This is a genomic window from Luteibacter flocculans, from assembly GCF_023612255.1.
GTDB lineage: Bacteria > Pseudomonadota > Gammaproteobacteria > Xanthomonadales > Rhodanobacteraceae > Luteibacter > Luteibacter flocculans.
The window spans coordinates 2,910,517-2,924,769 of record NZ_CP063231.1; the positions used below are offsets into that span (position 1 = coordinate 2,910,517).

General features: G+C 65.0%; 11 protein-coding genes. 5 read left to right on the top strand and 6 right to left on the bottom strand.

Going from position 1 to position 14,253, the window contains the following annotated elements:
• Positions 1-36: 36 nt before the first annotated feature.
• From IM816_RS12560 to IM816_RS12575, 4 genes are all read left to right on the top strand, one after another.
• Positions 37-882, top strand: a complete 846-nt coding sequence (locus tag IM816_RS12560; protein ID WP_250338344.1) for a hypothetical protein — start codon at positions 37-39, stop codon at positions 880-882.
• 29 nt (positions 883-911) lie between these two features.
• Positions 912-1,949 carry an RHS repeat-associated core domain-containing protein gene (locus IM816_RS12565; protein WP_250338345.1) on the top strand — a complete coding sequence of 346 codons (1,038 nt, stop codon included), beginning with the start codon at positions 912-914 and terminating at the stop codon, positions 1,947-1,949.
• A gap of 203 nt (positions 1,950-2,152) precedes the next feature.
• Positions 2,153-4,312, top strand: coding sequence for a polyphosphate kinase 1 (ppk1, locus tag IM816_RS12570; RefSeq protein ID WP_250338346.1), 2,160 nt, complete (start codon positions 2,153-2,155; stop codon positions 4,310-4,312).
• Positions 4,313-4,483: 171 nt separating this feature from the next.
• Complete coding sequence (locus tag IM816_RS12575; RefSeq protein WP_250338347.1) at positions 4,484-6,208, top strand: GGDEF domain-containing protein; 1,725 nt, start codon at positions 4,484-4,486, stop codon at positions 6,206-6,208.
• 373 nt (positions 6,209-6,581) lie between these two features.
• Here IM816_RS12575 and IM816_RS12580 read toward each other — a convergent pair whose 3' ends face one another.
• Genes IM816_RS12580 through IM816_RS12595 form a run of 4 tightly spaced genes read right to left on the bottom strand, consistent with a single transcriptional unit; the run spans position 6,582 to position 11,217 of the window.
• Positions 6,582-8,843, bottom strand: coding sequence for a thiamine pyrophosphate-dependent enzyme (locus IM816_RS12580; RefSeq protein ID WP_250338348.1), 2,262 nt, complete (start codon positions 8,841-8,843; stop codon positions 6,582-6,584).
• A gap of 21 nt (positions 8,844-8,864) precedes the next feature.
• The gene (locus tag IM816_RS12585) at positions 8,865-9,482 is read right to left on the bottom strand and encodes a glutathione S-transferase family protein (RefSeq protein WP_256470164.1); all 618 of its coding nucleotides are present in this window, start codon (positions 9,480-9,482) and stop codon (positions 8,865-8,867) included.
• 21 nt (positions 9,483-9,503) lie between these two features.
• Positions 9,504-10,040, bottom strand: coding sequence for a GNAT family N-acetyltransferase (locus tag IM816_RS12590; protein ID WP_250338349.1), 537 nt, complete (start codon positions 10,038-10,040; stop codon positions 9,504-9,506).
• A gap of 7 nt (positions 10,041-10,047) precedes the next feature.
• On the bottom strand, positions 10,048-11,217 hold the full coding sequence (locus tag IM816_RS12595; protein ID WP_072321584.1) for an acyl-CoA dehydrogenase family protein: 1,170 nt from the start codon (positions 11,215-11,217) through the stop codon (positions 10,048-10,050).
• Positions 11,218-11,419: 202 nt separating this feature from the next.
• Between IM816_RS12595 and IM816_RS12600 the strand changes: the two genes are divergently transcribed.
• Complete coding sequence (locus tag IM816_RS12600; protein ID WP_250340754.1) at positions 11,420-12,295, top strand: DMT family transporter; 876 nt, start codon at positions 11,420-11,422, stop codon at positions 12,293-12,295.
• A 178-nt stretch (positions 12,296-12,473) separates the two neighbouring features.
• On the opposite strand, the gene IM816_RS12605 is transcribed toward IM816_RS12600, so the two are convergent.
• A complete protein-coding gene (locus IM816_RS12605; protein WP_072321586.1) occupies positions 12,474-13,412 on the bottom strand; it encodes a 5'-nucleotidase in 939 nt (312 codons plus the stop codon).
• Between the two features lie 63 nt (positions 13,413-13,475).
• The gene (locus IM816_RS12610; RefSeq protein WP_250338350.1) at positions 13,476-14,234 is read right to left on the bottom strand and encodes an NAD kinase; all 759 of its coding nucleotides are present in this window, start codon (positions 14,232-14,234) and stop codon (positions 13,476-13,478) included.
• Positions 14,235-14,253 lie beyond the last annotated feature (19 nt).

Sequence of the window (14,253 nt, forward strand, 5' to 3'; positions counted from 1 at the left end):
GGTCCATCGACCTATGGGTTTCTTGAGGAGCGTGTCATGCCAAGGATCGGAACCGTACTTCTTGCCGTCATCGCGATCGTGGGATGCGTGCGGCCCCCGCCCACCGGTACGACCGGCAGACTCGTGTTCTATGCAGGAAACGACGGCCAGGGCAAGGTCGTCTGCACCGTGCCGGTCAAAGACGGCACGTTCCTGAGGTCGACCTTCGCCGAACGCGCCTGCGGCAACGACGAGATCCATTCGCTGCGGTACGAAAATGCAAAACAGGACGCCGCGCTCTGGATCTATGACCGGCCCGACTGTGGCGATAGCGAAGACAACACGGTGATCACATTCACCGCGTCGGCCCCGTCGGTCGTGGTGAAAACCTTCGACGAGAGCGGGACGCATCAGGGATACGACATCACCTACTCGCATCCCAACGATGTCAAGGGCAAGGCGTCCTGTTTCATCGTGAACGTGCCTGGGACGGGGCCTCAGGCGAACACCGGCCTGGGGAAAGGCGCGAAGGCCGTGGCTTTCGTGAGGTTCTACGAAGGCTACGGCGCCTCACAGAGCAATATCTGTACGTACACCGCCAACACGCTTCCATTCTTCCTGAAAGAGCGTATCTGCAAGAACGATGAGGCAAAGTCGGTAACCTTCGAGAATACGCCGCCGGGCAGCTCCCTCTACGTCCACGACGCCACCAACTACGCAACAAGCGACGATTATTCACACATAGTTACGCTTCGCGAAGCGAGGCCCCGCATCGTCGTATGGTACTTCGAGGTCACGGAAACCAAGCCGGACTACGCCATTCGGTACTACTGGGAAGACGGCAGACTTGACGGGAAGGTCTCCTCCATCATCATCGACCTCCCCAAGCCGCCGGGCAGGTAGCGGTACGCAGCAGGGACAAGGGCTCAACCATGGCAATATCAATCCGACGTTACGACGCGTACGGCAGCCTTGGCCACGTCCCGCGAAAGGCACTCACGGCGTTTGCTGGCAACCGCGTCGAAGAGGAGACCGATTGCTATGCACTGGATAGTCGCACTTACTCTCCCGCCCTACGCCGATTCCTCCGTGCCGACTCCGCCAGCCCTTTTGGCGACGGAGGCCTGAATCGCTACACCTATTGCGGGGGCGATCCCGTCAACCGCGTCGATCCCAGCGGCAGCTCCTGGTGGACGTGGTTGAAGACGCAGTTTTCGCTTCGAGGCTCCGACTTTAACTCGCAGACACCAACAACGTTCGCGCAGACGGTCGTGGCGCAGATGGATACAACGCCGAAGGCAAGGCTGGCCTGGGTCACAGGGGCAGGCGCCGGAAGCACAAAACATGACACTCTCGGCGTGCTGAGAACGGGTTTGGATGCCCGCAGAGGGCGCACCCTATCTTCGCCGCAGCGGGCGAAGCGTCTGCCCTCGAATCAGCCTCGCGCCAGGCGGGTAAATATCCTGAGACCTAACACGAGCCCTCCGCACAGCCGCGGGCACGCGCCGCAAGATAGAGTTCGCATCAAGCCTGCATGGAAGGCCCTCAGCGTCGACAACGGCAAATCCACCCACTGGGTCGTGGACAGTGCCATGCTGCACGACGATATCGATCCTGTGCTGAAAGAGATCGCCAAATTCCAGACTAACCCCGCTGACCCTATCCCTGTCTATATCCTCAGTGGCGTACATAGCCGGCGGGACGGCATGAACTGGCCTGACTACAAGCGTGCGTATCCGCTCGACGAATATGGACTTCGCAAGGAAGAGGAGCGACGCCCTTATTACGCCCACGTCGCACGCAGCGGAAAAAGCACCATCTTTGATAATCTGGCCGGTATCACCGAGCACGAAATGATCGAGAAGCTGCGTCGCCGAGGCCATACCATCCATGCGTACTGCTTCAGTGCCGCGGACGCCGTGGTGATGAACCATTTGCAGGTCGCAGAGGTCACGGTACGCGTGCTGTGACTTGTTAAGGCGCCGTGCCAACCGGAAGGGCGCTTCACCGAGCCCGCCCGCATATCATTCGGGATCAAAGCGATAGTTGGCGGGCCGTGGCACCCACGCCAGGCTGGCTGTCACACATCTGCAAGGCTACGGTCATACGCTCCCCGCCGGGCGGCGTACCATCGGGGCGTCGCAACCCGCGACGAGGATGTTTTTTGGACACGATGACGCCACCCACCGAATCCGCCATTCCCGCCGCCAAATCCCCCAGCAGGCCGCCGGTGCCCGCGGAGACACCGGACGTCGACCTCAACGATCCCAGCCTCTACGTCCATCGCGAGCTGTCGCAGTTGCAGTTCAACATTCGCGTTCTCGACCAGGCGCTGGATGAGTCCAAGCCGCTGATCGAGCGGCTGAAGTTCCTGCTTATCTTCTCGGCGAACATGGACGAGTTCTTCGAGATCCGCGTGGCGGGTCTCAAGCAACAGATCGCGTTCGACCACGAGGTGATCGGCGCCGACGGCATTCCGCCGCGCCGCGTGCTCGCCGAAATCTCGGAAGTCGCGCATCGGCAGATCGAACGCCAGTACCAGATCCTCAACGAAAAGATCCTGCCTGCGCTGGCACAGGAAGGCATTCGCATCGTCCGCCGCAACCAGTGGACGCACAAGCAGAAGCTCTGGGTGCGCCGCTATTTCCGTCACGAAGTGGCGCCCCTGGTCACGCCGATCGGCCTGGACCCGACGCATCCTTTTCCCCGACTGGTCAACAAGAGCCTGAACTTCATCGTGCAGCTCGAAGGCACCGATGCCTTCGGTCGCGACTCCGGCCTGGCCATCGTGCCTGCGCCGCGCATCCTCCCGCGCCTCATGCGCTTGCCTGCGGAGGTCTGCGAAGGTGGCGACAACTACGTGCTGCTGTCTTCGATCATCCACGCCCATGCCGACGACCTGTTTCCCGGCATGCGCGTGCTCGGCTCCTATCAGTTCCGTCTCACCCGCAACGCCGACCTCACCATCGATCCAGAAGACGTCGAGGATCTTGCGCGCACCTTGCGCGGCGAGCTGTTCTCGCGCCGGTACGGCGACGCGGTGCGTCTGGAGGTGGCGGACAACTGCCCGAAGCCGCTGGTCGACTACCTGCTCAAGCAGTATTCGCTCGAGGCGGACGCGCTTTACGAGGTGAACGGACCGGTAAACCTCGCCCGTCTGTTCGAAATGACCTTGCAGCCCGCCTATGCGCGCCTGCAGTTCCCTGTCTTCGTACCCGCCCTGCCCAAGGCGCTGGCCGAAGCGGAAGACATGTTCTCGGTGGTCGGCAAGCAGGACATCCTGCTGCTCCATCCGTTCGAGTCGTTCTCGCCGGTGGTGGATTTCCTGCGCCAGGCGGCGAAAGACCCGCAGGTGCTCACGATCAAGCAGACGCTCTACCGCAGCGGTGCCAATTCCGAGATCGTGGACGCACTGGTAGAGGCGGCGAGGGCGGGCAAGGAAGTCACCGCCGTGGTCGAACTTCGCGCACGCTTCGACGAGGAGTCCAACCTCACCCTCGCCTCGCGCCTGCAGCAGGCCGGCGCAGTGGTCACCTATGGCGTCGTGGGCGTGAAGACGCACGCGAAGCTGATGCTCGTGCAGCGCCGGGAGAACGGCAAGCTGGTGAGCTATGCGCACCTCGGTACCGGCAATTATCACTCGGGCAACGCGCGCCTCTATACCGACTACAGCCTGCTCACGTCCGACGAAGCGCTGTGCGACGACGTGCATCGCCTGTTCCGTTTGCTCACGGGCATGGGCAAGGCGTTGAAGATGAAGCGCATGCTCTACGCGCCCTTCACCCTGAAGAAAGGGCTGCTCGATCTCATCGCGCGGGAAGCGACGCACGCCGCCGCCGGCCGAAAGGCCGAGATCGTCTGCAAGGTCAACGCGGTCACCGATCCGAAACTGATCCGCGCGCTGTACCGGGCCAGCCAGGCGGGCGTGAAGATCGAACTCATCGTGCGTGGCATGTGCTGCCTGCGGGCCGGTATTCCGGGCGTGTCGCAGAACATCCGGGTTCGTTCGGTGGTGGGCCGCTTCCTTGAGCACAGCCGGGTCTACTGGTTCCACAACGACGGCGAACCGGCCCTTTATCTGGCCAGTGCCGACCTCATGGAACGCAACCTGGAACGCCGCGTCGAGACCTGCTTCCCGATCGAGGGCAAGAAGCTGCGCCAGCGCGTCCGCCGGGAGCTGGATGTCTACCTCAGCGACAACCACTCGGCCTGGGTGCAGCAGCCCGACGGCACCTACGTGCTGCTCCAGCCCGCAGCGGGACAGCCCGTACGGGATGCCCAGACTCAGTTGCTGGAGCGCTTCGGCGGGATCGCCGCGCCCACGGCTGGTTGAGCACCGCTCCGCAAGGCGCTCAACCAGCCGATTAGCCCGAACGGCCAAGGCGACAACGCGCCTCGCCCAGGGCACAATGCAGGTGCTGTTCCAGGGGATACGGGCTTTCGATCGAACGCTTCCGGATCCACGCCGAGCGCCTTGGCGCGCACGCTAGCCGCAGGAACCGGAATGAGCTTCTGCAACCGGCAGCACCCGTGGTTTCTTCGCCTTCTTCAGGCGATGGCCGTGTGCTGCCTGTGGGCGGCCGGCGCCGCGGGAGCGACGACGACGATCACCACCCACTGGCGCGAGGCCAGGCCGGGCGACGTACCGGCGGAGATTCTGCGGGAGGCCGCGGCCCGCCCCCTGCCCTCCTTCGATCCCGAGAATCTGCAGATCCTTCCCAACGCGCCCTCCGGCACCTGGGTCGTCGTCCGCACCCTGCCACCGTGGACCACCGAGGAGCGCGTGCTGAGCGTGCGCCATCCAGGGCTCGGTGCGGTCTCCCTGTACGACGAGAACCGGTTGATTGCGACGACGTCACTGGATGACTTCGGACCGCCGCTGCACGGACACGGGCGACTCATCTTCAACATTCCCGCCTCGATTCCGGCATCCCGGCCGCTGCTGCTGAAATTCGAGGCCAGTGCGGCACCGCCGGGCGCGGTGACCATCAAACTGTCGTCATGGCCGGACTACCTGCGCGACGACGGTAGCTGGATGGTATTCGCCACCGGCTGCTTTGCCGTGATGATGACGATGGCACTGATGGCGCTGTGCTTCACGCTGATCCTGCGCGACATGACCTTCGGCTGGTACGCCGCGTATCTGATCTGCTACGCCCTGATCCAGGGGCTACGCTCCGGCTTCGTCTATCACCCTCTGGAGTTGCAGGGCCTCGCAGGCATGGCGGATGCGCTGGGTGCGGCGGCCACCGCACTCTCCGTATCGTTCGCCGCCTTGTTCATGCTGCGCTTCGCGAAGGTGGACGAGTACGTACCGCTGTTGCGGATACCGGTGCTCGGATTTGCCGTGGTGATGCCCGTGCTGATCGTGTTGCGCGCGACCGGCGTCGAACTGCTCGCCGGCATGGCGCAACTGCTGCTCCAGCCGCTCGTGCTGCTCGGTGCCTTGCTGTTCGTGATAGCCGCCGCCATCGCCGCATCGCGCGGTTCGCGCTACGCCTGGTTCTTCCTCGTGGGGTGGACGCCGTTGCTGGTGCTTACCGCGCTTTGCGGCGCGCAACAGCAGGGCATGCTTGCCAGCGCCCCCTGGCTGCCTGACGCCGCGATCGCCGCAGGCGCGTTCGAAGCCATCGTGCTTTCCATCGGCCTGTCCGATCGTGCGCTCACGATCCGCCACGACCGTGACCGCGCACGCGAACTCGCGGACAGCGATCCACTCACGGGCTTGCTCAACCGCCGCGCCTGGACGGAAGCGGCACAGACGGTGCTCGAACAAGGGCTGGCGCGTCCCGTCGCCGTGCTGTTCTTCGACCTGGACCACTTCAAGGAACTCAACGACATGCACGGGCACGCTAGCGGCGATCGTGCTCTCGTGGCCGTAGCCGCCGCGCTACGCCACGAGCTGCGGCCGTCCGACCTGCTTGGGCGCTATGGGGGCGAGGAGTTCGTGGCGCTGCTGCAAGGCGTGGACAAGGAAAACGCCATGCAGATCGCTACCCGCCTGTGCCGGCGCGTGCACCGCCTCGAGGTGCACATCGGATCGGCGGAAGTGCTGCTCACCGTGTCGATCGGCGTGGCGATGCGCACGCCGTCGGACGGCGTGCAGTCGCTGGTCGAGCGCGCCGATACGGCGATGTACTCGGCCAAGCTGTCCGGTCGCAACCGGGCAGTGTGCGCGGGGCACGGCCCGGTGCTGGTGAAGCGAAACGACGCCAAGGCGGCGCAGTAGCGACACTGCTTCCTGCGGGAGCCGCTAAGGCGGCGAGCCTACGGAGCAAAGGTGGAGCCCCCTCCCTGGTGGCGAAAAGCCAACGAAGCGATGTAGCAGCGAGGCAAGTTCCCATCGCCAGCAGGCTGGCTCCCACCAGCAAGCTCTAACGCATTAGCGATATTGCGAGAAGCCACGCGGCACCGTCTTGTGGGAGCCGCTCTAGCGACGAGAAGCCAAAAACACCGGTGGGAGCCACCCTGGTGGCGATAAGCCAACGAAGCGGTGTAGCAGTGAGGCAGTTCCCATCGCCAGCAGGCTGGCTCCCACCAGCAAGCTCCAATCACCACCAGGGGGCTCCCACCGGCAAGCTCCCCTCGCCTCCAGGCGGCTCCTACAAGGCCGCCGCAGCAGCCACGATGTCGTCATCGCCCGGCAGGACCAGGAACGCCGCACCGGCCAATGGCGTGAAGGTATCCGCGCCCACCACGCGATGCAGCGGCAGATGCCCCAGGCCGGCTTCCACGATCGCCGTGATGACGCCCTCGCCCACGCCTGCACTCTTGCGCCCTTCGTCCACCACGAGGATGCGCTTAGCATTCGCGGCCTGCGCGGCGATGAAGGCATCGTTGAGCGGCACCAGCCAGCGCAGGTCCACCACGCGCACCTTCCAGCCCTGCTGTGCCTCGATGCGGCGCGCGGCACGCAGGCTCATCGGCACGCCGTTGCCGAAGGTGAAGATCACCAGATCGTCGGCGTCTTCAGCATACACGCGACCCTCGCCAAGCGGCATGGATTCACTCGGCGCGGGATAGGCGAACTGCCATTGGCCATCGCCTGCCTCGTATAGATCCTTGGTCATGTACAGCGCGATCGGTTCGAGGAACGCGGTGACGCGACCGTCGACCTTCGCCAGCGCGGCGAGCGTACGCAGCATGGTCGCCGCATCGTCGCCACGACTCGGGCACCCCACGACAAGACCCGGAATGTCACGCAGTGCGGCGATGGAATTGTCGTTATGGAAATGCCCGCCGAAACCACGCTGGTAACCCAGCGAGGCGACGCGCATCAGCATCGGATTGCGATACTGGCCATTGGAGAAGAATTGCAGCGACGCCGCCTCGCCGCGAATTTGATCGCAGGCATTATGGAAGTAGGCGAGGTACTGGATCTCCGGCAGAGGCAGCATGCCCATGTTGGCGTAGCCCTGCGCGAGGCCGAGAATCATCGTCTCGTCCAGCAAAGTGTTGAACACGCGCGCGTTGCGGAACGCTTTGTGCAACCCCTTCGTCACCGTGTAAACGCCACCCTTCTGCGCGACGTCCTCGCCGAACAGCAGGCTTTCCGGATACTTCGCCATCAGGTCGTGCAATGCCTGACCGATCTGGATCGCGAGATGGCGCGGCGGCTGGTTCTCCGGCAGCTTGTCGGCACCGCCGAAGACGCGTTCGCGCTCGGCGGCATCGGCGGTGCGCTCCGCTTCAGCGAGCACGGCATCCGGCGTATACGGCGCCAGCGGCGCCATCACCTCGTCGAGCGCGCCCAGCTTCGGGCGACGATCCGCTTCGTCCGCGGCGTCGAAACAACGCTTGCGGATGGCTTCATACAGATCGAGCAGCGACTGGCGATCGTAAAGACCGGAGGCGAGCGCGATGTCGGCGCTGCGCAGCAACGGGTCGGTGGCCTCCAGTGCTACCAGTTCCTCCACGGAACGCCATTCGATCTCGAAGTCGGTGCCCGCGTGGCCCATGATCCGCGTGGTGCCCAGGTGCAGGAAGGTGGGTCGGCGCGTCGTCCGGCAATGCGTCACCGCGCGTTCCACCGCACCGTAGCCCGCGGCGAGATCGAGGCCGTCGGCGTAGAAGTAATCGAGGTCGGCGCGATGGCGGAAATTGTTCGCTACCCAGCCGCTCGGCGTCTTCACCGAGATACCGATGCCGTTGTCCTCGCAGACGAAGAGCACCGGGGCCGGCAGCTTCTGGTACGCCGTCCAGGCGGCGGTGTTGAACGCGGTTTGCGCCGTGGCGTGGTTCGACGATGCGTCGCCGAACGAGCAGATGGCAATGGCGTCGTCGGGTATCGGCAACGCATGACCGATGCGACGGGCCTGTTCGATGGCGACGGCCGTTCCGAGCGCCTTGGGCAGATGCGAGGCGATGGTAGACGTCTGCGGCAGCACCCATAGCGGCTTGCTGCCCCACACCTTGTGCCGGCCACCGGACGCCGGATCCTCGCTGCTGGCGGCGAACGACAGCGCGGAATCCATCACGGGGTCCATGCCGGGCAGCTTGCGGAAGCGCTCGGCCATGAACCCGCCACTGCGGTAATGCAGAAACGCCGGGTCGGTGTGGCGAGTGAGCCGCGCCACCATGGCGTTACCCTCGTGACCCGAGGAACCGATCGTGTAGAACACCTTGTTCTGCACGCGCAGCACGCGCGCCATCAGGTCGAGGTGGCGACTGATCAACTGCGATTCGAACAGCTCGCGGAAACCACGCGCGTCCAGTGCGCTGCCGGGCAGCACGGGCTCGTCGTCACGCGGCGCAGCGGCGGCGTGCCCCTGCCACGACTGCACGAACTCCACGAAATTGCGATCGACGATCTCGGCGCGATTGAAGCCCTTGTGACGGGCGGCGATGGGTTGCGGGACGGACATGGGAGACTCGGAAGGAGAAAGTCAGGCCGCCATCGGCGAGAAGCCGGGCTGTGCGCGAACGCGCTCCAGCCAGGCGACCACGTGAGGCCAGCGGGAAAGCTCGAAGCCGCCATCGGCGGCGCAATGCGTGTACGCGAACAAGGCGATGTCGGCGATGCCGAACGCGCCGCCGCTGAACCAGGGCTCCTGCGCGAGATGGCCTTCCATCACGCGCAACGCATGTTCACCGCCTTCGATGAGCCGCGGAATTTCGGCTTGGCGCGGATGATCTTCGGGCAGCCAGCGGCGGACGAAGCGCGCCACCGCTACATAAGGTTCGTGGCTGTACTGCTCGAAGAACATCCATTGCAGCGTGCGTGCGCGTTCCCACGCATCGGCCGGCAGGTACGGTGTGCCTTCGGCGAAGTAACACAGGATCGCGTTGGATTCGGCGAGCCGCCGCCCGTCGGGAAGCACCAGCAGGGGTACCTTGCCGTTCGGATTCAGGGCGAGAAAGTCGGGCGTGCGCGTAGCGCCGCGCGTGCTGTCGGTCTCGACCCAGCGATAGGGACGACCCACCATATCCAGCAGCAGTTGCAGCTTGTAGCAGTTGCCGGACGCACGCAGTCCGTACACGGTGGGGAGCGATTCGGGATTCAAGACGAATTCTCGCGATGGGAATCAACGACGATGGGCCAGCCACTGCTCTCGCGTCTGGCCCCAGAGATCGACTACGTCACCTTCGAACGGGGCCGGCAAGGTTCCCGGGCCCAACCGCGTCGAACCGAGTTTCTTTGCTACGCCGATCGAGGCAAGGTTGTCGGGATTGATCGAGTGGATGATCTGGTCCCAACCGAGGTTCGCGAAGGCCCAGTCCATGGACGCCGCGGCACCTTCGGTAGCGTAGCCCTTGCCCCAGGTTTCGCGCATCAGGCCCCAGCCTATCTCGTGACCCGGCCACCCTTCCGGCTCCCACGGCCCGAGCCGACCGACCCAGCGTCCGCTGGCGCGCTCGATCACGGAGAACATGCCGAAGCCGCTGATGCTCCAGCACCCGGCCATCGTCATGAAGTTGCGCCAGGCCAGCGCGCGCGGCTGCGGACCGCCGAGGAACCGGCTGACCTCCGGATCGGCCATGCATTCGGCCCATGCATCGAAATCTTCCGCCGCCGTGGGGCGGAGGATCAGCCGGTCGGTCTCGATGCGGAGGCCGTGCATGGCGGCATCAGAACGCGTTGATGCCGGTAAGCTCGCGGCCCACCACCAACTGATGCACCGTCTCGGTGCCTTCGTAGGTGATGACCGATTCCAGGTTCAACGCATGGCGGATCGCGGAGTGCTCGGTAGTGATGCCCGCGCCGCCCAGCAGATCGCGGCACTCGCGGGCCACGTCCAGGGCCATGCGCACGTTGTTCCACTTCGCGAGCGAGACCTGGGTGGGTTGGAGGCGTCCTGCGTCCTTCAGCCGGCCCAGTTGCAGCGAAAGGAGCTGCGCCGTGGTGATACGGCGCGCCATGTCCGCCAGCTTGACCTGCACCGCCTGGTTCGCGGACAGCGGGCGACCGAACAGGATGCGCTGCCCGGTGTAATCGAGTACTTCCTTGAGGCACGCCTGTGCGGCGCCGATGGGGCCCCAGGTGATGCCGTAGCGGGCCTGGTTGAGGCAGCCCAGCGGGCCCTTCAGGCCCTTGACGTTGGGCAGGCGTGCGCTGTCGGGCACGCGCACGTCGTCGAAGAACAGACCGGACGTGACCGAGGCGCGCAGGCTCATCTTCTTGTGCACTTCCTGTGCGGCAAAACCCTTCGTGGAGGTCGGCACGATGAAGCCCTGGATGCCTTCGTCGGTCTGTGCCCAGACGATGGCGATGTGGGCGAGGTTGCCGTTGGTGATCCACATCTTGGCGCCATTGATGACCCAGTCGCCGCCATCCTTGCGCGCCACCGTCTTCATGTTGGCCGGGTCCGAACCGCCATGCGGCTCGGTCAGGCCGAAGCAGCCGATGACTTCGCCGCGCGCCATGCGCGGCAGGTATTCGCGCTTCTGCTCTTCGGAGCCGTAGGCGAAGATCGGGTACATGCACAGCGAGCTCTGCACGGAGGCGAAGCTGCGCAGACCGGAGTCGCCGCGTTCGAGTTCCTGGCAGATCAGGCCGTAGCTCACGCCGTTCATGCCGGCGCAGCCGTATTCCTCGGGCAGCGTGGCGCCCAGCAGGCCGAGGTCGGCGATCTCGGGGACCAGCTCGGCTGGGAAGCGGCCCTGGTCGAAGGCATCGCCGATGATCGGCAGGACCTTTTCGTCGACGAAGCGGCCAACGGCGTCCTGTACGGCGCGCTCCTCATCGGTGAGCAGCGAACGGACGTCGTAGAGATCGAGCGGGTCGAGACGTGGGGCCATGCGGGGACTCGTACGTTGGCAGCCGGAAAGCCCACGATTGTAACCACGCCGCCGCGTCCGGTCATGGCGGGGCGCAGCAATCGTCCGTGCCCGACCATGCGCTCCGGGGACAGGCGACCCGAGACCGGGTGGGGTGACGCAAGCCACGGACGTTCACGCCGGACGCGCCATAATGGACCGTCCCTCGTCGCCGGATCTCCCCATGTTCAAAGGCGTCATTCTCGGCTTCGCCTGCTACGCGGCTTATGCGTGGAGCGACGCCTTCGTCAAGTCGCTGGAAGGCACCCTGCCCGCCTACGAAGCCGTGTTCTTCGGCGCCGTGCTGGCCATGGCGGCGTTCCCCTTCCTGAAGAAGCCCGGCGACCGCTGGAGCGAGATCGTCATCTCGAAAATGCCAGGCCTGTGGCTGCTGCGCGCCATGGCCGGCGCCATCGGCAACGTCACTGCCGTGATGGCCTTCACCGCGTTGCCGATGGCCGAGGCGTTCTCGCTGATCTTCCTGCTGCCGATCTTCGTTACGATCCTTTCGGTCGTGTTCCTGCGCGAGCACGTCGGCTGGCGTCGTTGGTCCGCAGTGGTGGTGGGTTTCCTCGGCGTGCTGGTGGTGCTGAGGCCCGGCTTCCGGCACCTCGGCGTGGGCCACGTCGCCGCCATTATCTGCGGCATCACCGGCGCGCTGTCGATCATCGCCCTGCGCATGGCTGGTGCCACCGAAAAACGCATCACGCTCTACGGTGCCGGTGTCATCGGGCCCATGATTGCCGGCTTCATCATGATGCTGCCGCACTTCGTCTGGCCGAACGCGCACCAGTGGTTCCTGGTGCTCGGTTACGGCCTGCTCGCCGCCGCCGGTGCAGTGCTGCTGATGCTCGCGACACAGAACGCACCCGCCAACCGCGTCGCTCCCACCCAGTACAGCCAGATGCTGTGGGCGATCCTGTTCGGCTATCTGCTGTTCCACGACCATCTGGACTGGCCGATGCTGATCGGCATCGTGATGATCCTCGGCGCGGGTCTTTTCACCTTCGTGCGCGAGGAAAAGAAAACCAACTGGTGGCGTTGGACGAATATCGTCTAAGAGGCATTGTGGGAGCCGCTACAGCGGCGAGAAGCCCACGCGAGAAGCAACACAGCGCCGTCTTGTGGGAGCCGCTATAGCGGCGAGAAGCCAACGCAGCGGTGATGCGGTGAGGCAGATTCCCCTCGCCGCCATGGCGGCTCCCACAGGCAGGCTTCCCTCGCCGCCGTGGCGGCTCCTACAGGTTCGACACGCCGTGCGGTACGTGCCCGGTCGCCACATGGCGACGCGCGGACTCCACGTTCGCCGGAGAATCGTCGAAGAAGATGTCCGCGCCGAAGGCATCCAGGAACGGCCCCTTGTCGCGCCCGCCGAGGAACAGTGCCTCGTCGATGCGCACACCCCAGCGACGCAGCGTAAGAATCACACGCTTGTGCGCCGGTGCCGAGCGCGCCGTGACCAGCGCCGTGCGAATGGGCGAGGTTTCCGCGGGAAAAGCCGCCTGGAGACGATGCAACGCCGCAAGAAAACCCCGGAACGGGCCGCCCGACAGGGGCTCTGCCCAGCGCTCCGACTCATTGCGATGGAAAGCATCGAGACCCTCTTCTCGCGACACGCGCTCGCCTTCGTCGCCGAAGATGACGGCGTCGCCGTCGAAGGCGATACGGAGCTGTTCGCTGGACCGTTGGGGCGCGGTCGATGGCAGGATGGTGGCCGCCGCCACACCCGCGCGCAACGCGCGGCCAACGTCCTCGGCGTTGGCCGAAAGGAACAGATCGGCCTTGAACGGCCCGATGTAATCCGACGTCGGCGCGCCGCTGGTGAATGCGGCTCGCGAAATGCCCAACCCGTAGTGCTGGATGGCATTGAAGATGCGCAGCCCGGTGTCGCCGGAATTGCGCGAAAGCAGGATCACCTCCACGGCCGGCAGGTCACCCGACAACGCGTTCAAGCCCAACAGCTTCTGCACCAGCGGAAAGGCCACGCCGGGCTGCAGCAAATCGTCTTCGTGTTCGATCTGATAGGCGCGGTAGGCATCGAGGCCGTCGCGCTCGAACAGCTCGTGGCTGTCGCCCATGTCGAACAGCGCCCGCGACGAGATGGCGACCACCAGGCGGTTGTCGCGTACCGACGCATCGGCGTGGGCATTGGGCGGATTGTCTTCGGGCGAGTTCATGCGCGGGCGTTCCATCGAGACGAGCCGGTACTCATCGTACACCGGCCACCCGTCACCGATCCGCTAGGGCGCGAACTGCTCGTCGAGAATGCGCTGCTGCAGGTTGTGTTCCGGATCGAACAGCAGGCGCACCGCATGCCGCCGCGACTGCTTGACCTCCACCGAGCGCACGTCGCGTACTTCGTGGAAATCGGCGGTGGCGCTGATCGGACGCTTGTTCGGATCTTTCGTATCGAAGCCCACGCGCGTCGCGTGCGGCAGGATCGCACCCCGCCAGCGACGCGGCCGGAAAGGGCTGATCGGCGTCAAGGCCAGCACGTTCGCGTCGAGCGGCAGGATCGGGCCATGCGCGGAAAGGTTGTACGCCGTGGAGCCCGCGGGCGTGGACACGAGAATCCCGTCGCAAACCAGCTCGTCCAGCTTCACCTCGCCGTTCAGGCTGACGCGCAGATGCGCCGCCTGGTTGCTCTGTCGCAACAGCGCCACTTCGTTGAAGGCGAGCGCGCGGTGCTCCACGCCATCGCAGCACGTCGTGTGCATTTCCAACGGATGCAGCACCGCCGGATGCGCCTTCTCGATACGCTCGGGAAGGTGGTCGACGTCGTGATGGTTCATGAGGAAGCCGAGCCGGCCGAGCTTCATGCCGTAGAACGGCACGCCGAGGGTCCGATGGGCATGCAGCGTACGCAGCATGAAGCCGTCGCCACCGAGAGACACGATGATGTCGGCATCGCCAGGCCCCACCCCCCGATAGCGCTTGACGAGGGTGGCGCGGGCCCGCTGGGCCACATCGGTTTCGCTGGCAACGAAGGCTAGGCGCATTGAGGAGTGGGCATCCGGA